Source organism: Amycolatopsis sp. NPDC104587 (genome assembly GCF_055583645.1).
In genome coordinates this window covers 372084-393104 of the sequence record NZ_JBVJNO010000001.1, presented here as the reverse complement: position 1 = coordinate 393104, position 21021 = coordinate 372084, and the positions used below count along the sequence as shown (strand labels likewise).

General features: G+C 71.6%; 22 protein-coding genes. 10 read left to right on the top strand and 12 right to left on the bottom strand.

Annotated features, from left to right (window positions below; genetic code table 11):
• Positions 1–40 precede the first annotated feature (40 nt).
• On the top strand, positions 41–988 hold the full coding sequence (locus ACZ61C_RS01910) for an o-succinylbenzoate synthase (RefSeq protein ID WP_465301784.1): 948 nt from the start codon (positions 41–43) through the stop codon (positions 986–988).
• Here the strand turns inward: ACZ61C_RS01910 and ACZ61C_RS01905 are convergent.
• Positions 961–1602: a DNA polymerase beta superfamily protein gene (locus ACZ61C_RS01905; protein WP_465301782.1), complete on the bottom strand. Its 642-nt coding sequence runs from the start codon at positions 1600–1602 to the stop codon at positions 961–963. The genes ACZ61C_RS01910 and ACZ61C_RS01905 overlap by 28 nt on opposite strands.
• A gap of 263 nt (positions 1603–1865) precedes the next feature.
• Between ACZ61C_RS01905 and ACZ61C_RS01900 the strand changes: the two genes are divergently transcribed.
• On the top strand, positions 1866–2081 hold the full coding sequence (locus ACZ61C_RS01900) for a PspC domain-containing protein (protein ID WP_465301780.1): 216 nt from the start codon (positions 1866–1868) through the stop codon (positions 2079–2081).
• Between the two features lie 250 nt (positions 2082–2331).
• Entirely contained in the window at positions 2332–2655 is a 324-nt protein-coding gene (locus ACZ61C_RS01895) for a hypothetical protein (protein WP_465301778.1), read from the top strand.
• A gap of 45 nt (positions 2656–2700) precedes the next feature.
• Here ACZ61C_RS01895 and groL read toward each other — a convergent pair whose 3' ends face one another.
• The 5 genes from groL to ACZ61C_RS01870 all read right to left on the bottom strand — a co-directional run bounded on the left by groL (position 2701) and on the right by ACZ61C_RS01870 (position 7747).
• Complete coding sequence (groL, locus tag ACZ61C_RS01890) at positions 2701–4329, bottom strand: chaperonin GroEL (RefSeq protein WP_003085442.1); 1629 nt, start codon at positions 4327–4329, stop codon at positions 2701–2703.
• A 223-nt stretch (positions 4330–4552) separates the two neighbouring features.
• Positions 4553–6061, bottom strand: coding sequence for a serine/threonine-protein kinase (locus ACZ61C_RS01885; protein ID WP_465301775.1), 1509 nt, complete (start codon positions 6059–6061; stop codon positions 4553–4555).
• Between the two features lie 66 nt (positions 6062–6127).
• On the bottom strand, positions 6128–6334 hold the full coding sequence (locus ACZ61C_RS01880; RefSeq protein WP_005164266.1) for a cold-shock protein: 207 nt from the start codon (positions 6332–6334) through the stop codon (positions 6128–6130).
• Positions 6335–6446: 112 nt separating this feature from the next.
• A complete protein-coding gene (locus ACZ61C_RS01875) occupies positions 6447–7070 on the bottom strand; it encodes an AIM24 family protein (RefSeq protein WP_465301772.1) in 624 nt (207 codons plus the stop codon).
• On the bottom strand, positions 7070–7747 hold the full coding sequence (locus ACZ61C_RS01870; RefSeq protein WP_465301770.1) for a TIGR00266 family protein: 678 nt from the start codon (positions 7745–7747) through the stop codon (positions 7070–7072). Before ACZ61C_RS01870 ends, ACZ61C_RS01875 begins: the two co-directional genes overlap by 1 nt.
• Before the next feature lie 73 nt (positions 7748–7820).
• Here ACZ61C_RS01870 and moeA point away from each other — a divergent pair, with 73 nt between their 5' ends.
• Positions 7821–9014 (top strand): molybdopterin molybdotransferase MoeA, encoded by a 1194-nt coding sequence (gene moeA / locus ACZ61C_RS01865; protein ID WP_465301768.1) that lies wholly within the window; start codon positions 7821–7823, stop codon positions 9012–9014.
• Here the strand turns inward: moeA and ACZ61C_RS01860 are convergent.
• Both ACZ61C_RS01860 and ACZ61C_RS01855 read right to left on the bottom strand, forming a co-directional pair.
• Positions 8968–10221: an MFS transporter gene (locus ACZ61C_RS01860; protein WP_465301766.1), complete on the bottom strand. Its 1254-nt coding sequence runs from the start codon at positions 10219–10221 to the stop codon at positions 8968–8970. The two genes, moeA and ACZ61C_RS01860, sit on opposite strands and share 47 nt — an antisense overlap.
• Positions 10218–10778, bottom strand: a complete 561-nt coding sequence (locus tag ACZ61C_RS01855; protein WP_465301764.1) for a helix-turn-helix domain-containing protein — start codon at positions 10776–10778, stop codon at positions 10218–10220. Before ACZ61C_RS01855 ends, ACZ61C_RS01860 begins: the two co-directional genes overlap by 4 nt.
• Positions 10779–10850: 72 nt before the next feature.
• On the opposite strand from ACZ61C_RS01855, the gene ACZ61C_RS01850 reads away from it, so the two are divergent.
• Positions 10851–11135 (top strand): GlsB/YeaQ/YmgE family stress response membrane protein, encoded by a 285-nt coding sequence (locus ACZ61C_RS01850; RefSeq protein ID WP_465301762.1) that lies wholly within the window; start codon positions 10851–10853, stop codon positions 11133–11135.
• Positions 11136–11174: 39 nt separating this feature from the next.
• Here ACZ61C_RS01850 and ACZ61C_RS01845 read toward each other — a convergent pair whose 3' ends face one another.
• On the bottom strand, positions 11175–11387 hold the full coding sequence (locus ACZ61C_RS01845) for a hypothetical protein (RefSeq protein ID WP_465301760.1): 213 nt from the start codon (positions 11385–11387) through the stop codon (positions 11175–11177).
• 248 nt (positions 11388–11635) lie between these two features.
• Between ACZ61C_RS01845 and ACZ61C_RS01840 the strand changes: the two genes are divergently transcribed.
• From ACZ61C_RS01840 to ACZ61C_RS01830, 3 genes are all read left to right on the top strand, one after another.
• Entirely contained in the window at positions 11636–12361 is a 726-nt protein-coding gene (locus tag ACZ61C_RS01840; protein ID WP_465301758.1) for a phosphatidylserine decarboxylase, read from the top strand.
• Positions 12362–12365: 4 nt separating this feature from the next.
• Positions 12366–13319 (top strand): CDP-diacylglycerol--serine O-phosphatidyltransferase, encoded by a 954-nt coding sequence (pssA, locus tag ACZ61C_RS01835; RefSeq protein ID WP_465301756.1) that lies wholly within the window; start codon positions 12366–12368, stop codon positions 13317–13319.
• A 309-nt stretch (positions 13320–13628) separates the two neighbouring features.
• On the top strand, positions 13629–15896 hold the full coding sequence (locus ACZ61C_RS01830; protein WP_465301754.1) for an AAA family ATPase: 2268 nt from the start codon (positions 13629–13631) through the stop codon (positions 15894–15896).
• Between the two features lie 45 nt (positions 15897–15941).
• Here the strand turns inward: ACZ61C_RS01830 and ACZ61C_RS01825 are convergent, their stop codons facing one another.
• Positions 15942–16571: a LytR C-terminal domain-containing protein gene (locus ACZ61C_RS01825; RefSeq protein ID WP_465301752.1), complete on the bottom strand. Its 630-nt coding sequence runs from the start codon at positions 16569–16571 to the stop codon at positions 15942–15944.
• On the bottom strand, positions 16568–16876 hold the full coding sequence (locus ACZ61C_RS01820; RefSeq protein WP_003101701.1) for a DUF3263 domain-containing protein: 309 nt from the start codon (positions 16874–16876) through the stop codon (positions 16568–16570). The genes ACZ61C_RS01825 and ACZ61C_RS01820 overlap by 4 nt, the downstream gene beginning before the upstream one ends.
• A gap of 155 nt (positions 16877–17031) precedes the next feature.
• Between ACZ61C_RS01820 and ACZ61C_RS01815 the strand changes: the two genes are divergently transcribed.
• Entirely contained in the window at positions 17032–17610 is a 579-nt protein-coding gene (locus ACZ61C_RS01815) for a peptide deformylase (protein WP_465301749.1), read from the top strand.
• 106 nt (positions 17611–17716) lie between these two features.
• Here the strand turns inward: ACZ61C_RS01815 and ACZ61C_RS01810 are convergent, their stop codons facing one another.
• Complete coding sequence (locus ACZ61C_RS01810; protein WP_465301747.1) at positions 17717–19882, bottom strand: glycoside hydrolase family 15 protein; 2166 nt, start codon at positions 19880–19882, stop codon at positions 17717–17719.
• Positions 19883–20082: 200 nt separating this feature from the next.
• On the opposite strand from ACZ61C_RS01810, the gene ACZ61C_RS01805 reads away from it, so the two are divergent.
• Entirely contained in the window at positions 20083–20994 is a 912-nt protein-coding gene (locus ACZ61C_RS01805; protein ID WP_465301745.1) for a S1C family serine protease, read from the top strand.
• Positions 20995–21021 lie beyond the last annotated feature (27 nt).

Below are 21021 nucleotides of genomic sequence, written 5' to 3'. Positions count from 1 at the left end.
CTTGTTCGCGAAACCCGCGGCGGTGGCATGATCGGCGACGATGAAGGTCTACGCGATCCCCCTGCGCAACCGGTTCCGCGGCATCACGGTCCGGGAAGGCGTCCTGCTCCACGGCCCGGCGGGCTGGGGTGAGTTCTGCCCGTTCGCCGACTACTCGGACGCCGAGAGCGTGCCGTGGCTGCACGCGGCGCTGGAGGCGAGCGAGCGGGGCTGGCCGGCGCCGGTCCGCGACCGGGTCGAGGTGAACACGACCGTGCCGGTGGTCGGGCCGGACAAGGCGTACGAACTGGTCCGCGCGTCCGGCTGCCGCACGGCGAAGGTGAAGGTAGCGGACACCCGCGCGTCCCTGGCCGACGACTGCGACCGGGTGGCGGCGGTCCGCGACGCGCTCGGCCCGGACGGCGCGATCCGCGTCGACGCCAACATGGCGTGGGACGTCGACACGGCGGTGCGCGCGATCGCCGACCTCGACAAGGCGGCGGGCGGCCTGGAGTACGCCGAGCAGCCGTGCCCGACGATCGGCGACCTCGCCGCGGTGCGCCGCCGGGTGTCGGTCCGGATCGCGGCGGACGAGTCGATCCGCCGCGCGGAGGACCCGCTGAAGGTGGCGGTCGCGGGAGCGGCGGACATCGCGGTCCTGAAGGTGGCGCCGCTGGGCGGCGTGCGGCGCGCGCTGGAGGTCGCCGAAGCGTGCGGGCTGCCGTGTGTGGTGTCGTCGGCGGTGGAGACGAGCGTCGGCCTGGCCGCGGGGCTCGCACTGGCGGGCGCGCTGCCGGAGCTGGAGTTCGCTTGTGGACTCGGGACGATTTCATTGCTGGAAGGCGACGTCTGCGCTTCGTCACTGTCCCCTGTGGACGGTTACCTGCCGACCCTGCGCCGGGCCCCGGACCCGACGGACGCCTACCCGGCTTCGGCCGAAGTCGAAGCCGGGTGGGCGGCCCGTCTGGCGCGGGTCCGGGGTCAGGCGGCCTGCCAGGCCGAGTCGTAGGCGTGCACCAGCCACCGGTCGGCCCAGGCGCGGTCGGGCTGCTCCGGCAGCGGCGAGCCGCCCCGGACCAGCCGGTCGAGCCGGTCTTCCAGCTCGGCCGCGGCGGCGATCGCCTCGTCCTGGGAGTGCTTGCCCCGCCGCAGATCCCGTAGCCAGGTCAGCCACGGCTCCGCGATCGGCAGCGTCATCCGGCCCGTCTCGAGCAGTTCGACACCCTGGACGCCGAGCCGCACCAGGTGCATGGCGTACTTCGTGTCGAAGCCGTACTTCTCGATGAGCTCGGGCCGGTTGACCTTGGTCGCGCCCTCGATCAGCCGCGTGCGCTGCGTCCGCAGGTAGCCGGCGAACCGCAGCCCGGCCTGGCGCGACAGGACCCGGTCCGCGTTCGCGCGCAGCTCGTGGCCGAGGCCGGTGATCCGCACGATCTCGGCTTCGGGCACGAACAGCGGGAGCAGGATCGTGGGATTCCCGGTGAGGGCCAGGCGCATCCACTTGCGCAGCGAGTAGACGATCAGGTCGAGATCACCGGGCCCGGACCGCACGCCTTCCGGTTGGCTGCGGAAGACGTACTGCTCGAAGCTCCGAAGCCCGCTGACGTACTCGGCCGGCTCCACGAACGATGTTGCGCCGCAAACGCTCCCTCAGCGGAGCCAAATATCCCCCGCCGCTCCCAGGGGGGCTTCCCCGTCTCCAGCGTATCGGCTCCCGCTGGCGAAAGCCGGAAAAGTCCGGTTGTCGCCGCGGCTTGTCCACATCTCGGCCGACCTGGGGACAACCTGCCCGCCGCGGCACCTGGTTTTCCCCGAGGCAGAGTTCAGGGTCCGGCTCCGGGCCCTTCCCGATGCGCCCCGGCGGGCCCGAAAGCCACCATTGAGCCATGACGAACAGCGTGTACACCTCGGAAACCAAGAAGCTCCGCCGCAGCAGCACCGACAAGATGCTCACCGGCGTCTGCGGTGGCTGGGCCACCTACCTCGGCATCGATGCCAACGTCCTGCGGATCGGCATGGTCGCCGCCGTGTTCCTGTCGGTCGGGATCGCCATTCCGGTCTACGTCGCCGCCGCGATCCTGACTCCCGAAGAGAGCTCCTGACCCGGGCGGGCGCCGGCTCGCAGGGGGAGCCGGCGCCCGCCGGACGACGGGACGGGGACGGGGGACGCACCGAAGACACCCGCGCGGGGGCGCGGGCAAGGCCGCACAACCGGGTCGGGACCGGGGAGCGGCGAAGCACGGAGAACGGCCCGGACGCCAGGGGACGTCCGGGCCGTTCGGCGTAGCCGGCTGCGCTGACCGGCCGAAATGCCCTCCGCGAACCCCGGACGAGGGGTTAGGGTTCGCGCTCGTGGATCAAGGGAGCAGGACGGCCGCGAAGGTCGTCGTCGGGATCTTGGGTGGGCTGTACCTGCTCGCCGGGCTGGGGCTGACCGCCTTTGCCGCCCTCTTCGTGCTCGCCTTCAACGACACCGGCAGCCCGAGCGTCACCAGGACCGTGCTCTACACCGCCGCCGCGCTGGCGATCTGGGTCCTGCTCACCGGGATCGGCGCGATCGTCGTCGCGCTGGAAGCGGAAGAAGCGAGCACCGCCTGGCTCGGGGGCCTCGGGGTGCTCGCTCTCGGCGTGGTCGTCGCCGGCGCCTTCGCCGTCTGGTTCTTCACCCGCCCATAGAAAAAGCCCGGCCCGCCGAAGCGGACCGGGCTTTCCCTGCGTGGATCAGAAGTCCATGCCACCCATGCCACCGGACGGGTCGGCGGGAGCGGCCGAAGCCTTCTCCGGCTTGTCCGCCACGACGGCCTCGGTGGTCAGGAACAGCGCCGCGATGGAAGCGGCGTTCTGCAGCGCGGAGCGGGTGACCTTCGTCGGGTCCGGCACGCCGGCGGCGAGCAGGTCCTCGTAGACACCCGTGGCGGCGTTGAGGCCGTGACCCTGCGGCAGGCCCTTGACCTTCTCCACCACGACGCCGCCTTCGAGGCCGGCGTTGATCGCGATCTGCTTGAGCGGGGCCTCGACGGCCACCTTGACGATGTTGGCGCCAGTGGCCTCGTCGCCCTCGAGCTTCAGGCCCGCGAAGGCAGCCTCGGCAGCCTGGATGAGAGCGACGCCACCACCGGCGACGATGCCCTCTTCAACGGCGGCCTTGGCGTTGCGCACCGCGTCCTCGATGCGGTGCTTGCGCTCCTTGAGCTCGACCTCGGTCGCGGCGCCGGCCTTGATGACGGCCACGCCGCCGGCCAGCTTCGCCAGCCGCTCCTGGAGCTTCTCGCGGTCGTAGTCCGAGTCCGAGTTGTCGATCTCGGCGCGGATCTGGTTGACGCGACCCTGGATCTGGTCGGCGTCGCCCGCACCCTCGACGATGGTCGTCTCGTCCTTGGTGATGACGGCCTTGCGGGCCTTGCCCAGCAGGGACAGGTCCGCGTTCTCCAGCTTGAGGCCGACGTCCTCGGAGATGACCTGGCCACCGGTCAGGATCGCGATGTCCTGCAGGATCGCCTTGCGGCGGTCACCGAAGCCCGGGGCCTTGACGGCGACGGACTTGAAGGTGCCGCGCATCTTGTTGACGATGAGGGTGGCCAGGGCCTCGCCCTCGACGTCCTCGGCGATGATCAGCAGCGGCTTGCCGGACTGGATGACCTTCTCCAGCAGCGGCAGGACGTCCTTGACGGTGGAGATCTTGGAGCCGAAGAGGAGGATGTAGGGGTCCTCCAGCTCGGCTTCCTGACGCTCCGGGTCGGTCACGAAGTAACCGGAGATGTAGCCCTTGTCGAAGCGCATGCCCTCGGTGAGCTCGAGCTCGAGGCCGAAGGTGTTGCTCTCCTCGACGGTGACGACGCCTTCCTTGCCGACCTTGTCCAGCGCCTCGGCGATCAGCTCGCCGATGGTGCGGTCAGCGGCCGAGATCGAGGCGGTAGCAGCGATCTGCTCCTTGGTCTCGATCTGGACGGCGGCCTTGTGCAGCTGCTCGGTGACGGCCTCGACGGCCGCCTCGATGCCACGCTTGAGGGAGATGGGGTCGGCGCCGGCGGCGACGTTGCGCAGCCCCTCGCGGACGAGGGCCTGGGCGAGCACGGTGGCGGTGGTGGTGCCGTCACCCGCGACGTCGTCGGTCTTCTTGGCGACCTCCTTGACGAGCTCCGCCCCGATCTTCTCCCACGGGTCCTCGAGCTCGATCTCCTTGGCGATGGAGACACCGTCGTTGGTGATGGTCGGCGCGCCCCACTTCTTCTCGAGCACGACGTTCCGGCCCCGCGGGCCGAGGGTCACCTTGACGGCTTCGGCGAGGGTGTTCAAGCCGCGCTCAAGACCGCGGCGGGCGTCCTCGTCGAACGCGATCAGTTTGGCCATTGCGGTGTGGTCCTCCGGTATTGGGCGCCACCGCCACGTGTCTACAGCGGCGGCGGCAGGACTCTTCCTCGGCCAGGCTCGGTGCCCGCGACGGACGACTGGACCCGAGTGGGGGTCAGCCTCACCGTCCCGACCTTTGGCACTCGACGGCGTCGAGTGCCAACACCGTGTCTAGCACTCTCGGGTGGAGAGTGCAAGAAGACCTGCTCAGCGCGGCCCGGACTCAGGAGCTCGGCTTGATGGAGATCGACGTCGGCGGCGCCTTGAGCGAAGACGTCGGGTTGCTCTGCGAGTCGCCGGGGCCGACCGGGATGTTCGGCGCCGTCGAAGTGCCGTCACTCCCGCCGCTGCCGCTGTCGGAGAACAGGAAGATCGCGCCGACGATCAGGCCGGCCAGCACGAGCAGGCCGAGGGCGATGAAGATCCACTTCTTGCCACCGCTGCTCTTCGGCTGGTGGAACGCGCCCGCGCCGCCCGCGGGCATCGGGGGCCGCAACCGCATCGGGTCCTGGCCGTAGCCGGGCGGCGGGCCCTGCGGGGGCATGCCCGGCTGCTGCGGGTAGCCGTACCCCGGGGGCGGTCCTTGGGGCGGCATACCCTGCGGCGGCATGCCCTGCGGCATGCCTTGCTGGGGGTAGCCGTAGCCGGGCGGCGGGCCCTGCGGCGGCCCACCGGGGCCACCAAGGCCACCGGGACCGCCGGGGCCCTGCGGCCCGGGCTGCTGCCCGTAACCGGGCTGCTGCTGTCCTCCGTACGGGTGCACGGGGGCCCCCTCTCCCTGCGGTGCCGTGGCCTGGTGCGGTCCTTGTTGTACCTGACCAGGCCGCGGCGGCGCGGGAATTCCCCCCGAATTCGTCCCCGGGGGACCCGGTGGGGTGTCCGAGGCGGCGAGGGCGCCGAGCGCGCGGCGCGCGGCCGCGACCATCTCGACGCAGCTGGGGTAACGGTCGGCGGGGTTCTTCGCCATGCCCTTGCGGACGACCTCGTCGATCGCCGGCGGCAGCGCGACCGCCCGGGAGATCGCCGGCGGGTCGCCGTTGAGGTGGCCCTTGATCACCGTCGGCACGTCACCCTTGAAGGGCGGGCTGCCGGTGAGGCACGCGTAGAGGACGCACGTGAGCGCGTACTGGTCGGTGCGCCCGTCCAGCGGCTCGCCGCGCAGGTGCTCGGGCGCCGCGTACGTCGGCGAGCCGAGGAAGTCGCCGCCGCGCGTGCGGTGGCCGGTCGCGCCGCGGCGCGTCAGCCCGAAGTCGGCGACGTACACGTGTTCGCGCGAGGTCTCCTTCTTCGTCACGAGCACGTTGGCCGGCTTGACGTCCAGGTGGACCAGACCACGGTTGTGCAGCGTGTCGAGGGCGTCCGCGACCTGGTCGAGCATGGTCAGGGCGCGCGCCGGCGCGATCGGGCCGCCCGAGATCAGCCCCGCGAGGTCACCGCCGTCGACCATGCGCATGGCGATGTAGAGCATCCCGTCGAGCTCGCCGAAGTCGTACAGCGGCACGACGTTGGCGTGGTCGATCGCGGAGGTGTTGCGGGCCTCGTCGACGAAGCGCTCGCGGAACTCGGCGTCCGCACCGAGGTGGTCGCCGATGACCTTCAGCGCCACCTTCCGGCCCAGACGCACGTCCGTGGCCTTGTAGGTCACGCTCATGCCGCCCTTGCCGAGCACTCCGTCGATGCGGTAGTTGCCCAGCCGGCGACCGGTGAGGTCCCCCGACACATCGCCTGTCACGCCCGGCAGCCTAACGTCCCAGGTTCGGCGGCTGCCGGGGGTTCGCCAATCGGGTGATGAAGGTTGTTACGACACCTTCCGCACGTCGGCTGCCTGGCTCCGTCCATCCCGGCCGGACTGGACTTCGAACTCGACGCGGTCGCCTTCGTCCAAAGTGCGGAATCCGTCGGCCTGAATGGCCGAATAGTGGACGAACACGTCCGGCCCCTCGGTGGATTCGATGAACCCGTAGCCCTTTTCCGAGTTGAACCATTTGACGGTGCCGACAGCCACGGCGCCCTCCCTCAGCACAAAGGATCCGCTGGCCCGAGCGGACGCCAGCGGCGGAAGTGTCAATCACGCTACCGGAATTATTCCCCTCGGCAATGGGCAATTCGTCTGAAGATCACGTTGCAGAAAGGCGCCGGTTCCGCGCTTGCACGAGCACCGTCCCGGGACCCGCGAAGTCGACGGCGAGCCCTTCCCCGGTGCGCAGCGACTGCGCGCCGCCCGGGTCGAGCGCCCGCAGCCGGCACTGCACGGTGTCCGGGTAGGCCAGCAGGTAGTCCGGCCGCACGGTGACCAGCTCGCCCTTGCCGAGCTCGAAGGCGTCGACCGGGCCGGGCGCGGCCAGCACGAGCGGGCCGGTTCCGCTGTAGTGCTCCAGGAATCCCGAGTCCGCGCCGAAGAGCTGCTGCAAAGGCGCCCAGCCGGGGTCGTGCCGGACGGCCGCGGGCCGCACCAGCACGGCGTCGCGGTGGACGGCCCAGCCGGTTCCGCCGCCGAGCTCCAGCGGGTAGACGTCGCCGGGGCGCAGCGGCGCGAAGTCGATCCAGCCGCCGTCGGACGGTGCCGTGTAGACGGCGAACGTCGTCTTGCCCGCGCGGGCGCCGCCGCGGCCCGGCGCCGTCTCGGTGACGCCGAACCGGCTGGCGAGCAACGTCTCGGGCGCGGCCTGCACCGCCTCGCCCGGGTCGAGGAGGACGCGGGCGACGCCGAAGCCGGGGGTGTGCCGGGTCTGGACGCGCATCAGCGGGACGGGACGTGGGAGATGATCCAGCTGATCAGCGCGGACGGGTTGCGCGTCTGCGTCATGACCTGGCCGGGACCGACGAAGTCGAACACGAGGCCTTCGCCGCTCTTCATGGACTGGATGACGCCCGTCGCGACCTTCCGGATCTGGTACTGCACGGTGTCGGCGTACGCGACGACGTGCCCGGTGTCGACGGTGACCATCTCGCCCTGCTGCAGGGTGATCGTCTCGACGGCGCCGTAACAGCTGACGAGCAGCTGACCCTGGCCGGTGGCGTGGGTCAGGAAGCCGCCTTCACCGCCCATCAGGTTCTTCATCCCGCCCCACTTGGTCTCGGTCTGCACGCCGTGCGACGACGCGAGCCAGCAGCCGCGGGTGACGGCCCAGCCGGTGCGGCCGTCGAGGGGGATCACCTGGATGTCGCCGGGGAGGTTGGCGGCGACGTCGACCCAGCCGCCGTTCTGCGGCGCGGTGAAGGTGGAGATGAAGAAGGACTCACCGGAGAGGAACGCGCGCCCGAGGCCCTTCATGATCCCGCCCTGGGCCTGCGACTGCACCTGGACGCCGTAGCTGGTCGCCATCATCGCGCCGGACTCGACCTGGCACGGCTCGCCGGGCGCCAGCATCAGCCGGGCGACGGCGAACGAGGGCTGTTGACGGACTCCGACCTGCATGCTGCTCCCCTTCGGCGCGCTCTCGAACGACGCAGAGTCTTGCATGCCCTGCACAGGGGTGGAGGATGGTCCGGTGATCTCCGTCGACGACTACCGCGACCGCGTTGCCGCGCTCCTGGGCAGCTCCCCCGCGACCGCCCTGCCCCTCGCCGAAGCCGCCGGTCTCGTGCTGGCCGAGGACGTCCGGGCCGGGGTGTCCCTGCCGCCTTTCGACAACTCCGCGATGGACGGGTACGCGGTCCGCGCGGCGGACGTCGCCGAAGCGCCGGTGACCCTGCCGGTGGCCGACGACATCCCGGCGGGCCGCGTCGACGTCCGGCCGCTGGAGCCGGGCACCGCGCACCGGATCATGACCGGCGCGCCGCTGCCGCCCGGCGCGGACGCCGTCGTGATGGTCGAAGACACCGACGGCGGCACCGAGACCGTCACGATCTCCGCCGTGGCCGGCGAAGGCGCGCACATCCGGCGGTCCGGCGAAGACGTCCTCAAGGACACTGTGGCGCTGCACGCCGGCACCGTGCTCGGTCACTCCCAGCTGGGGCTGGCGGCCGCGGTCGGGCTCGCCGAGGTGCGGGTGCACCGGCCGCTGCGGGTGCTCGTCGCCTCGACCGGCACCGAGCTGATCGACGCGCCCGCCCCGCTGCGCCACGGCCAGATCTACGAGTCCAACAGCGTGATGCTCGCGGCGGCGATCCGCGGCCTCGGCTGCGAGGTCGACGTCGTCCGCAGTGTGGTCGACGACGTCGAGGAGTTCCGCAAGGTCATCGAGCCGCGGCTGGCCGACGCCGACCTGCTGGTCACCTCCGGCGGCGTCAGCGCGGGCGCGTATGAAGTGGTGAAGGACGCGCTCACCGGCCAGGGCGTCGAGTTCGCGAAGGTCGCGATGCAGCCGGGCGGCCCGCAGGGCAACGGCCGCTGGCACGGCGTGCCGGTGGTTACGCTGCCCGGCAACCCGGTCAGCGTGCTGGTGTCGTTCGAGGCGTTCCTGCGCCCGGCGATCCTGACGGCGCTCGGCCACACCGACGTCTCACGACGGCGCGTGCGGGCCCGGCTGACCGAGGCGATGACCTCGCCCGCCGGGCGCCGCCAGTTCCGCCGGGGTGTGTTCACCTCCTCCGACGGCGAGGTGACCGGGATCGTCGGGCCGCGCGGCGGGCCGGGCTCGCACCTGCTGGCCGCGTTCACCCAGGCCAACTGCCTGATCGTGCTGCCGGAGGACGTCACGTCGGCAGCGGTTGGCGAGGAAGTGGACGTGCTGCTGCTCTGACCGGGAAGTCCCGCTCCTTCACCAGCGGCACGAGCATTCCGAGCGCGACGACCAGCACGCCGGACATCACCCAGAGCGTCTCGCGGACGCCGATCGCCTCGCCCAGCACGCCGCCGAGCACCCCGGCCAGCGGGATCGTGCCGTAGTTGACGAGCGAGGCGCTGGAGTTGATCCGGCTGAACAGCTCGGGCGGGCAGTACTGCTGCCGGAACGTCGTGGTCAGCACGTTGGAGGCGACCACACCGGCGCAGACGCCGAACTCCGCGACCACGAACAGCACCAGGCCCCAGCCGGGGCCGCTCAACGGCCCGAGCAGCAGCATCGGCGCCGCGAAGACCTCGCACAGCAGGAACGCGCGTGCGGTGCCGAAGCGCGCGCCGAGCCGCCCGGCCAGCGCCGCGCCGAGCACCCCGCCGGAGGCGGCCACCGCCAGGACCAGCCCGACCAGACCGGGTGCGGCGCCGAGCGTCCGGGACAGGAAGACGATCTGGATGGCCTGGTACCCGGTGAGCGCGAGGTTCGAGACCGCGCCGAACGTCATCAACGTCCGCAGGTAGCGGTCGCCCAGGGCGAACCTGAGGCCTTCGGCGATCTGGCTGCGCAACGGCGTCCGGGCGGGCGGAACCACGGTTTCGCGCGCCCGGATCCCTCGCACGCACAGCACGGAAACGCCGAAGCTGACCGCGTCCGCGAGGATCCCGCTGACCGGGCCGAAAGCCTGCGCGAGCAGCCCGGCCAGGCCGGGCCCGGCGACCTGCGTCGCGGACTCGCTGCCCTGCAGCTTGGCGTTGGCCTCCAAGAGCTCGTCCGGCTGGGCCAGAACCGGCAGGTAAGCGCGGTAGGCGAGAGTGAAGAAGACCTTGGCGATCCCGCCGAGCAGAGCCGCGACCAGCAGGTACGGCATGGTCAGCACGCCGAACGCGGCCGCGAGCGGCACGCTGCCGAACACGGCCATCGACACCGCGTTGCACGTCAGCATCACCGGGCGCTTCGGCAGCCGGTCGACCCAGGCGCCGGCAGGCAGGCCGACGACCAGCCACGGCAGCCAGGCGACCGCCGTCAGGAGCGCGACCTGGAACGTGCTCGCCTGCAGGGTGAGCACCGCGACCAGCGGCAACGCCGTGCTCGCGACCATGCTGCCGAGCATGCTCGTGGTCTCGCCGGTCCAGAGCAGCCGGAAGTCCCTGTTCCCCCAGAGCCCCTTCACGGCTTGCCCAGCGAAGCCCGCGCGGCGAAGAAGACGGGACGGCGCTCGACCCCGTCACCGGGCTTGGTGCGGTCTTCGAACTCGCTGATCAGCAGGAAGATCCGCTCGTTGAGCTCGTCGAGCTCGTCCTTGGACAGCCGCACCCACGTGTCGATGCTGAACGGGGCGCCGCGCCACTGCTCGGGATAGCTCTCCCGGTTCGCGATCCAGTCGCGGGCGATCGCGGTCTGGTGGTCGAGCACGAGCACTTCGGCGGCTTCGGCGACCGGGTCGCCGGGAAAGTCACCGGCGGCCCACCGGAGGGTCTTCGCGCTCCGCTTCCACCAGCGTTCTCGCTGGTCACGGGCCAGTTCCGGGGCGACCTCGACGAGCTTCGCGGCGGCCAGCACCTTCATGTGGTGGCTGACGTTGCCCACTGCCTGCCCGGTCTTCTCGGCCAGCATCGAGGCCGTGGCGGGGCCGTCGAGGTGGAGCAGCTCGAGGAGCCGGCGGCGCAGCTGGTGCGACATGGCCGCCAGCACCTTCGAGTCGTGGATCTCCCGGATGTCGTCGCTCATGACGCACAAGAGTAGTTGTACAAGAGTTCTTGCGCAATAGCTCTTGTACGTCTGCCCGGGTAAGCTCGCGCCATGGGTTTCGTCGCATGGGTGATCTTCGGGGCGATCGTCGGCTGGGCCGCGAACCTCGTGGTCGGCGGCCGGGACCGCCGCCGCCAGGGTTGCCTGGTCAGCGTGCTGGTCGGGGTGGTCGGCGCGGCGCTCGGCGGGCTGCTCTACCGGCTCGCGACCGGGCAGTCGAAGGCGTTCGAATTCGACTTCCCCAGCTTCGGCGTGGCCATCCTCGGGGCGGTCGTGCTGCTGGCGATCCTGCGGCTCGTCACCGGTCTCGGCCGTCGCCCGAGCGACCGTTTGTAACTTTTGCCGGATGAACGCTGATCAACGGCTTCCCAGCCGTTAAAATTCGTCGTCATGCGCACCACCCGGTGGCCGGGTGCCTGCGCCGTCGGGGGGCGCATGCACCCGGCCACCGTTCTTCGCTTCGATGACCACGTCGACGGCGCGCACCGGATCCACCAAGGACGGGATCGGCACTTCGTCGATCTCCGTCCGCCACGCGCCGAACAGCTCTTCGAGGCGAGCTTCAGCAGCATCGCGGTGGTCGGTCATCGTTGCCCTCCCCAGGCCCGGTGGCAGCGCCCCGAACGGCGTCAACTACTTAGAGTTGTCGGCGAATTCGACTTTGTGTTACCGGGATGTGGTCGTTCCCACCCGCTGCGGGGACACCCTCGCGGAGGAGCCACCCAGGGGCGCGCGGACACGTTCACCTGGGGCAGCGGTAGCGTGGTGGCGCCCGTACGCGGCGGCCGGACCCGGCGCCGACCCGATCTTCCGACACGAAACCAGGGGACCCGACCATGAGCGGCACCCGGCCGGAGCCCGCCGGCAACCCAGTCGCGCACGCCCTCCAGCTCGCTCGCGAAACGCTGCCGCCGATGCACCCCGCCGGTCGCCCGTTCGTGGCGGGCGGGGTCGCGGCGACGCTGCTGGCCCGCCGGTTCTCCAAGCGCCTGGGCGTCCTCGGCGCGCTCACGACCGTCGCGATGGCCGCGTTCTTCCGCGAGCCGAAGCGGGTCCCGCCGCCGCGTGACGGCGTCGCGCTCGCCTCGGCCGACGGGCTCGTCTCGCTGATCGAGGAAGCCGTCCCGCCCGCCGAGCTCGGCCTGCCCGCCGAGCCGCGGATGCGCGTGTCGGTGTTCCTCTCGGTGTTCGACGTGCACGTCCAGCGCGTGCCGGCGAACGGCGTGATCGAGCGCGTCGTCTACCGGCCGGGCAAGTTCCTCTCCGCCGACCTGGACAAGGCCAGCGAGGACAACGAACGCAACTCCGTGCTGATGCGCACCGAGGACGGCCACGAGCTCGTCGTCGTGCAGATCGCCGGGCTGGTCGCGCGCCGCATCCTCTGCGAGATCCGCGAGGGTGACAAGGTCGGCGCGGCCGCGACGTACGGCATCATCCGCTTCGGCTCCCGGGTCGACCTCTACCTCCCGCCGGGTTCCCGCGTGCTGGTCGCCAAGGGCCAGCGCACGGTCGGCGGCGAGACCGTGATCGCCGAGCTCCCCGCCTCGCGTTCGGAAGGCTGACCCGATGGTCCGCGTGACCACCCCCGGCGTCCGGCTGCTGCCGAACGCCATCACCGTGCTCGCGCTCTGCGCGGGCCTGTCGGCCGTGCAGTTCGCGCTGACGAAGAACTTCTCGATGGCGATCGCGTCGATCGGCATCGCGGCGGTGCTCGACAGCCTCGACGGCCGGATCGCCCGTCTCCTCGACGCGACGTCGAAGATGGGCGCGGAGCTGGACTCGCTGTCCGACGGCATCTCCTTCGGCGTCGCGCCGGCGCTCGTCATCTACGTGTGGCAGACGGGCGCCGACCGGATCGGCTGGGTGGCGTCGCTGATCTTCGCCGTCTGCATGATCCTGCGGCTGGCGCGCTTCAACACGCTGCTGGACGACACCGAGCAGCCGCCGTACGCGAGCGAGTTCTTCGTCGGCGTCCCGGCCCCGGCCGGCGGCCTCCTGGGGATGCTGCCGCTGGTGGCGTACCTGCAGTGGGGCGACGGCTGGTGGTCGTCGCAGTACGTCGTGTGGGCGTGGACGATCGCCATCGCGGCCCTGCTGATCAGCCGCATCCCGACGCTGTCGCTGAAGACGGTCAAGGCCCCGGCGAAGGCGATCGCGCCCCTGCTGCTCGGCGTCGCGCTGCTGGCCGCGGCGATCATCCAGTTCCCGCTGGTCGCGCTGCTCGTGGCGATGATCCTGTACCTGGCGCACATCCCGTACTCGGTCTACCGGCACCGCTGGCTGGCCGCGCACCCGGAGGCCTGGACGGTCCCGCCCCGCGAGCGCCGCGCGATCCGCCGGGCCTCCCCGCGCCGCCTGGGCCTGCGCCGCCCGCTGCGCCGCCGGGTCGCGGGCGCGGCGATGCGCGCGGTCCGCCTGCCGCGCACCGGCGAAACGGTCCGCACCCCCCGCGGCACCTCGGAGAACGGCAACGGCCAGCGCCGCCGCTCCTGGCGCCAGATCGGCCTCCGCCGCAAGTAACCGCCGTGTCGACTTCCCAATCACACGTGATGCCTCTCCAGTCACGCGAGATGCCCGCCCAGTCACGCGAGATCGCCCGCTGATCACGCGAGTCACGCGCCCAATCACGCGAGTTACGTCCCCAATCACGCGAGATCGGTCCTCGATCACGCGAACCGACCGGGCCGACACAGCGTTCACCCGTGTTCCGCGGGCATCACGCGTGATCCGGCAGGCATCACGCGTGATTGGCGGGGCATCACGCGTGATTGAAGGAACGACACGACTTCGCGCCACCCGGGAAGGCGCCGGATCGCTAGGGTGAACGGCGTGAGCCACCCGCAGATCACGCTGACCGTCCGGCACACGCCGTCCGCGCTGGACACGCGCCGCGGCGTCGTCCGGTTGCACCCCGAAGTCCTCGACGCGCTGGGCCTGCGGGCCTGGGACGCCGTGCACCTCACCGGCGCCCGCGTCAGCGCCGCCCTCGCCGCGCCGACCGACGAGGCCGACGTGCCGGGGGTGCTGCTCACCGACGACGTCACCATGTCGAACCTCGGCGTCACCGAAGGCGCCGAGGTCGTGGTCGCGCCGGCCGAGGTCGCGGCGGCGAAGACGGTGACCGTCGCGGGCTCGCGGCTGGCCAGTGTCTCGGTCAGCCCGCACATGCTGCGGCTCGCCCTGATCGGCAAGGTCCTGACCGTCGGTGACGCCGTTTCGCTGCTGCCGCAGGACCTCGCGCCGTCACCGGGGTCCGACGCGGCCGGCCTGCGCGGCCAGCTCTCCCGCGCGATCGGGGCGACCTGGACCAACGAGCTGCTCACCGTCACCGCGACCGAGCCGGCCGGCGCGGTCGCCGTCGGGCCGTCCACTGTGGTCGTCTGGCGGGACGGCGCGCGCCCCGCCCCCGAGCCCGCCACGCCCCGCACGGCGACCGCGCTCGTCCGCACCTCCGCCGTCACCGCGGCCGAGGAGTGGATCGACGCGGAGATCGTCGAGGACGAAATCACCGTCCAGGAGACCGCCGAGCCGGCCGTGCCGCTGGCCGACCTGATCGGCGCCGAAGCCGCCGCGCGCAAGCTCGCCGAGTGGTTCGACCTGGCCTTCCACCGGCCCGAGCTGCTCGCGCGGCTGGGCGCGCCCGCTCACCTCGGCGTCCTGCTGTCCGGTCCCGAAGGGGTCGGCAAGGCGACGCTCGTCCGCTCGGTCGCAAGTGACGCCGACATCCGCGTGGTCCCGGTGGCCGCGCCGAACCTCGCGGTGCTGGACCCGAACGTCGCGGTCGCGCGCCTGCGCGAAGCCATCCGCGCGGCCGAGGAGCCCGCGGTGCTGCTGCTCACCGACGTCGACGCGCTGCTGCCCGCGGCCACCCCGCCACCGGTGGCCACGGTCGTGCTGGAAGAGCTGCGGACGGCCCTGCGGCGCGAGCGGTTCGCCGTCGTCGCGACGACGGCCCGCGCGGAGTCCGCCGACCCGCGGCTGCGCGCCGCCGACCTGCTCGACCGCGAGCTCGGCCTGGCGCTGCCGGACGCGAAAATCCGCCGTGAGCTGCTGAACGTGCTGCTGCGCGACGTCCCGCTCGACTCGGGCATCGACTGCGGTGTCCTCGCCGAGAAGACGCCGGGGTTCGTCGCGGCGGACCTGATCGCACTGCGGCGGGACGCTGCGCTGCGGGCCGCGCTGCGCCAGCGTGAGACGGCCGAGCCGCGGATCTCCCAGCAGGACCTGCTGGACGCGCTGGCGACCGTCCGTCCGGTGTCGCTGTCCACTTCGGACAACCTGGCGACCGGCGGGCTGACCCTGGACGACGTCGGCAACATGGTCGACGTCAAGCAGTCGCTCACCGAAACGGTGCTGTGGCCGCTGCGGTACCCGGACTCGTTCGCGCGGCTCGGCGTCGAACCGCCGCGCGGCGTCCTGCTGTACGGGCCGCCCGGCGGCGGCAAGACGTTCCTGGTGCGCGCGCTGGCCGGCACCGGCGCGCTGAACGTCTTCGCGGTCAAGGGCGCCGAGCTGATGGACAAGTGGGTCGGCGAGTCCGAGCGCGCGGTGCGGGAGCTGTTCCGCCGCGCCGCCGAGGCCGCGCCCGCGCTGATCTTCCTGGACGAGATCGACGCGCTCGCCCCGCGCCGCGGGCAGTCGTCGGACTCCGGCGTCGCCGACCGCGTCGTCGCGGCCCTGCTGACCGAGCTCGACGGCGTCGAGCCGATGCGAGAGGTCGTCGTGCTGGGCGCGACGAACCGGCCGGAGCTCGTCGACCCGGCGCTGCTGCGCCCGGGACGGCTCGAGCGGCGTGTCTACGTGCCGCCGCCGGACGCCGAGGCCCGCGCCGCGATCCTCGCGGCCAGCTCGAAGAACACCCCGCTGGCCTCCGATGTGGACCTGGCCGAGATCGCGTCCACTCTGGACGGTTACTCGGCCGCCGACTGCGCGGCGCTGATCCGCGAAGCGGCCCTGACGGCGATGCGCGAGTCCCTGGAGGCCCGCGAAGTCACGGCGGCGCACCTGGACGCGGCGAGGAAGACGGTCCGGCCGAGCCTCGACCCGGCCCAGCTCGCGACCCTCGAGGCGTACGCGAAAACCCAGGCCGGAGAGTGAAAAAGGGGCGTCACCCGCGGGTGACGCCCCTTCGGGGGAAGATCGTCAGCTGCCCTTGTGGCCGGACTGGTATTCCTTCGTCACGATGATGATCAAGCCCGGCGTCGCGCTCTCGATCCCGGGGAACCGCGGCTCGGCCTTGATCCCGAACTCCTGCGCGAGCTGCTTCGCCGCGGCCTCCTCGTCGGTGCCCGGCCGGTAGAACGCCGTGGTCGTCGGGATGGTGCCCTGCGCGTAGTTGCCGACCTCGTTGACCGTCCAGCCGCCACCGCGGAAGTCGTCGGCCGCCCGGTCCGCCAGGCCCTTGATCGTCGAGTTGTTGAACACCCGGACGGTCACCCACTTGTTGCCCGCCTGCTGGTCGCCACCCGGCTGCCCGGGCTGACCCGGCTGGCCGGACGTCGGCTGCCCCGGGGGCGGGGTGGTCGGCGACGGCGGAGTGGGCGACGTCGGGCTGGGGGTCGTCGACGGCGGCGTCGACGGTGAGGTCGGCGGCGCCGACGTCCCGCCGGACGTGCCCGGCTGCGTGGCCGTGCCGCTCGGCCCGGCCTCGTTCGACCCGTCACCCCCGCTCAGCGCGGAGATCCCGCCGATCACGGCGGCCACGATCGCCACGCCGACCAGAACGACGCCCGCGGCCTTCATCGGCCGGGACATCCCCGAAAACACGCTCATTTCAGCTCGATCCCCAGTCGCCGGGCGCCACGCTTGCGCTGCCGGGCGGCGCGCGTCTTGCGCAGCCGCTTCACCAGCATCGGGTCGGCTTCGATCGCCTCCGGCTTCTCCAGCAGCTTGTTGAGCAGCTGGTAGTAGCGCGTGGCCGACAGATCGAAGCGCTCGCGGATGGCGTTCTCCTTCGCCCCGGCGTGTCGCCACCACTGACGCTCGAACGCGAGGATTTCGACCTCGCGTTCGGTCAGGCCGGGCACGGGCTTCGGCGGCGACGGCTGCGGCTCAGCCATCGACTCCGCGGCGTCCATCCGAGTCCCTCTCAATCGGGCGTCATGGCGAATCAGACCTACCTCTTCCGCGGGCGCCATTCAACCACGGAAGCGGCCGCCGACGTGGGCATCCGCGTCGGCGCGTCACGGTCTGGTGCAGGTCTACCAGAAGGGTCCGACTAAACTGCGTGGTCGTGACCATCCACCCCATCGTGATCGCCGGCGAACCCGTGCTGCACCAGCCGACCCGGGAGATCACCGAGTTCGACGAGAAGCTGAGCACGCTCGTCGACGACATGTTCGAGACGATGTACGCCGCCGAGGGCGTCGGCCTCGCGGCCAACCAGATCGGCCTCGACCTGCGGGTGTTCGTCTACGACTGCCCGGACGACGAGGGCGTGCGGCACAAGGGCGTCGTCGTCAACCCGAAGCTCGAGACCTCGGAGATCCCGGAGACCATGCCGGACCCGGACGACGACTGGGAGGGCTGTCTCTCGGCGCCCGGGGAGTCGTACCCGACGGGCCGCGCGAAGTGGGCGAAGGTGACCGGGGCCGACATCGAGGGCAACCCGATCGAGGTCGAGGGCACCGGCTACTTCGCCCGCTGCCTGCAGCACGAGACCGACCACCTGGACGGGTTCATCTACCTGGACCGCCTGGTCGGCCGGCACGCGCGCGCGGCGAAGAAGATGCTGAAGTCCAACAAGTGGGGCGTCCCGGGCCTGTCGTGGCTGCCGCCGCGCACCCCGGAAGACGACGGCGCCGTCATCTGACCGGCCTACCCCGAGCGCCCCAATGTGGCCTTGGTTGCGTCTGACGCACCCAAGGCGGCCTTCGGTGCGTCTGACGCACCGAAGGCCACATTGGGGCGCTCGGGACTCAGCAGCCGAGGAAGTGGCAGCGGACGACGCGAGGCGTCTCCAGGGTCGAGCCCGCCTTGACGTCCCACGCCAGCCGGACGTACTGCGCGTGCGTCCAGGCCAGCGGGGTCGCCGACGCGTTCGGCGTGCCCACCGGGAAGCCGGTCTGACCGGACGGCGGGTTCTCGTCCCACACCTGCTCCGGCATGGTCTCCGCCGAGCTGCTCACCCGGCCGAGGTCACGCAGCCGCCGCGCGGCCGACGCCGGGTCGCCGAGCGTCAGCTCGTACTCCCCGCGCTCCCCCGCCAGCAGCGGCCAGAGCCGGCCGAACGTCGTGCGGCTCTCCGCCGGGAACGTGTAGTCCCACGGTGAGCCGTCGGCCTGCTCGCCGTAACCGTCCTTCGTGTACCGGTGCCAGAACTGCCCGGTCGGCGTGGTGAACGCGATCTCCTTGTCGGTGACGCGGACGCTGTTGCGGATCACCGGGTCGTCGGCGCGGTAGATGCCCAGCCGGACGAGGTCGAGGAACCCGGCGTCGGTGACCGCCCGCTGGTCCATCGTGACGCTCGAGTTGCCGAGGTTGTACGTGGTCGGAGCGTTCGCGTCGGCGTCCTTGGTCAACCGGACGAAGTACGGGTCCTTCGACAGCGGCCCGTTCGTGGTGATCGTCTGCTTCGGCAGGTCGGCCTTGAACTTGTCGGCCGCGGCGAGGTAGCGGGCGGCGTCGGCCGAAGCGCCGTTGTGCGTGGCGAGGTCCGCCGCGCAGACGAGCCCGGCGATCACCGACGCGATCGTCGACGGCGACCACCCGTCCTGTTCCTCCCAGCGCTCCTGCTGAGTCCACGGTGACGCCTGACCGTTGGGTCCTTTGTAGGACAACAGGAACTCGGCCGCCTTGCGCACGCCGGGCCAGACGTCGGCGCGTCCGAGCTGCTGGGCCAGCACGATCGGGAAAGCGGTTTCGTCGAGCTGGACCGACGTCCAGTACGGCACGCCGTCGACCCGGCTGTTCTGCGGCATGTGCCCGTCGGCCTGCTGCTGCGTGCCGAACATGTAGGTCACCGCGCGGTTCGCGGCCGCGGTGTCGCCGCCGGCGGCGAGCCCGGTCGCGATCTGGTAGAGGTCCCGCGGCCAGACCAGGTGGTAGGTGCCGGACGGCGACCACTCGGGGTCGTTGTTGCCGAAGCGCCACGGCATGCTCGGCGACGCGATGAAAGCGCCCGGGTGGTGCTTGTCCTCGCTCGCGGCGAGCGTCAGCATCGACGCCTTGTAGAGGTCACGCTCGCTATCGGTCTTCAGCGACGACGGCGGTTTGCTGACGCCACGCAGGTACTGCTCCCAGCCGCGGTCGTAGGCGCGCGTGATGTCGCGGACGCCGCGTCGCTGCGACGCTTGCGCGCTGCCGAGCGCGTCGGACGCCTTCGCGCCCATGCCGAGCGCGAGGGTGACGTGCCGGTTCCGGACGCCGTCGGCGCTCGTCTGCCCGGTCAGCACGACGTTGCCCTTCGCGGCCGTGTCGTACGTCTTCAGCTTGAAGGTCGTCATGAGCTGCGCGGTGCCGTCGGAGTTGCCCGCGTAACCGACGCTGGTCTGCACGAAGGCGGGTTTCGCGGTGAGTGCGGCGGCGTTCGTGGCGTCGGACGCGGTGACGGCGTCGCCCTTACGCGCGGCCGAGTCGTCGGAGCCGTCGTTGGTCAGGTCCGGGTCGGCGACCGCGTAGAGCTGGTACGGCCGCCCGGTGAGCGACTGGAAGTCGACGTCCACCAGCACGGTCGTGGCGGCCGGGTCGGTGACGTAGGTCTTGCGCAGCCGCCAGCGGTGCTGGTCGTCGGTGATGGTCTGCTCGTAGGTCAGGCTGTCGTCGTCGGTCCGGCGGACCTGCTGCGACTTCTCCGCGTAGTCGAGGTCGGCGAAGCTGCGGCCGTCCGTGACGACGAAGTTCATCGACCGGACGCTGGGCGTCGACAGGTCCGGGTAGTAGACCTCGGACAGCTGCCCGCCCTGGAGCGTGAACCAGACGTTGCTCGACCGGTTGTGGGCGGTGCCGAAGCCGGTCTTGTTCGCGGGCAGCCAGCTCGGATGGGCGCCCGGGGCGCCGGGAGCCTCTCCCTGGGCCGCCGCGATCCCCGGGACCAGCCCGGTGACCAGCAGCCCGGCGAGGGCGCCGAACATGAGTTTGCGCATATCAACCCCACAGAAAGTCGCTTCTGCACCGTTACAGAAGCGCCTGGAAGTGTCTCGCCGATCCTTCACGGGCGCATGGTCCGATCCGGTGAACCACTGACCGTCACTGGTCCGGTCGGCGGTTCACGGACAGCGAACTCCCACCGGCCGGTTTCGAGCGCAGACTTGTAGTACCTGCAACGGTGTAATCGAGGTACTCCATGACTGAGGCGATGGACGCCTACTCGCGCGCGGTGAGCACGGTCGCCCGGACCGTCACCCCGCACGTCGCCGGGGTGCAGCTCGCGCGCGGCAGCGGCTCGGCCGTCGTCTTCGCCGAGGACGGCCACCTGCTCACCAACGCCCACGTCGTCGACAGCGGCCAAAAAGGCATCGCGACCTTCGCCGACGGCAGCGAAGTGCCGTTCGACGTCGTCGGCGCCGATCCGCTGTCCGATCTCGCCGTGCTGCGGGCGCGCGGCGAGACGCCGTCGGCCGCCGAGCTCGGGGACGCCGACCAGCTCGTCGTCGGGCAGCTCGTGGTGGCCATCGGCAGCCCGCTCGGCTTCTCCGGCACGGTCACCGCCGGGGTCGTGAGCGCGCTCGGCCGGGCCCTCCCGGTGCGCCACGGCCGCGCCGGGCGCGTGATCGAAGACGTCATCCAGACCGACGCCGCGCTCAACCCGGGCAACTCCGGTGGCGCGCTCGCCGACTCCGCCGGCCGGGTCGTCGGGATCAACACCGCCGTCGCCGGCGTCGGGCTCGGGCTCGCCGTGCCGATCAACACGACCACCCGCCGGATCATCGACACGCTCGTGGTCGAAGGCCGGGTGCGGCGGGCGTACCTCGGCGTCGTCGGAGTGCCCGCGCCGCTGCCGGACGACATCGCCGAGCGCACCGGCCAGACCGCCGGGCTGCGGGTGCGCGAAGTCGTCACGGGCGGGCCCGCCGCGCTGGCCGGGCTGCGCGCCGGCGACCTCGTGCTGACCGTCGGGCGCACCCGCGTCTCGGACGCGCAGGGCATCCAGCGGCAGCTGTTCGCGGAAGTGATCGGCACCGCACTGCCGATCACCGTGCTGCGCAACGGAGCCATGGTCGACGTCTACGCCACTCCGGCCGAGTTGGCCGGGTGACTTGAGTATCGCGCCCCGGCGTGGCAT

Bases quoted from the DNA above. Each gene is read 5' to 3' on its own strand.
- ACZ61C_RS01825 (WP_465301752.1), bottom strand. From the start codon at position 16,571: ATGAGCGTGTTTTCGGGGATGTCCCGGCCGATGAAGGCCGCGGGCGTC.
- ACZ61C_RS01845 (WP_465301760.1), bottom strand. From the start codon at position 11,387: ATGACCGACCACCGCGATGCTGCTGAAGCTCGCCTCGAAGAGCTGTTC.
- ACZ61C_RS01870 (WP_465301770.1), bottom strand. From the start codon at position 7,747: ATGCAGGTCGGAGTCCGTCAACAGCCCTCGTTCGCCGTCGCCCGGCTG.
- ACZ61C_RS01805 (WP_465301745.1), top strand. From the start codon at position 20,083: ATGACTGAGGCGATGGACGCCTACTCGCGCGCGGTGAGCACGGTCGCC.
- ACZ61C_RS01900 (WP_465301780.1), top strand. From the start codon at position 1,866: ATGACGAACAGCGTGTACACCTCGGAAACCAAGAAGCTCCGCCGCAGC.
- ACZ61C_RS01850 (WP_465301762.1), top strand. From the start codon at position 10,851: ATGGGTTTCGTCGCATGGGTGATCTTCGGGGCGATCGTCGGCTGGGCC.
- pssA (WP_465301756.1), top strand. From the start codon at position 12,366: ATGGTCCGCGTGACCACCCCCGGCGTCCGGCTGCTGCCGAACGCCATC.
- groL (WP_003085442.1), bottom strand. From the start codon at position 4,329: ATGGCCAAACTGATCGCGTTCGACGAGGACGCCCGCCGCGGTCTTGAG.
- ACZ61C_RS01820 (WP_003101701.1), bottom strand. From the start codon at position 16,876: ATGGACGCCGCGGAGTCGATGGCTGAGCCGCAGCCGTCGCCGCCGAAG.
- ACZ61C_RS01910 (WP_465301784.1), top strand. From the start codon at position 41: ATGAAGGTCTACGCGATCCCCCTGCGCAACCGGTTCCGCGGCATCACG.
- ACZ61C_RS01875 (WP_465301772.1), bottom strand. From the start codon at position 7,070: ATGCGCGTCCAGACCCGGCACACCCCCGGCTTCGGCGTCGCCCGCGTC.
- ACZ61C_RS01855 (WP_465301764.1), bottom strand. From the start codon at position 10,778: ATGAGCGACGACATCCGGGAGATCCACGACTCGAAGGTGCTGGCGGCC.
- ACZ61C_RS01810 (WP_465301747.1), bottom strand. From the start codon at position 19,882: ATGCGCAAACTCATGTTCGGCGCCCTCGCCGGGCTGCTGGTCACCGGG.
- ACZ61C_RS01840 (WP_465301758.1), top strand. From the start codon at position 11,636: ATGAGCGGCACCCGGCCGGAGCCCGCCGGCAACCCAGTCGCGCACGCC.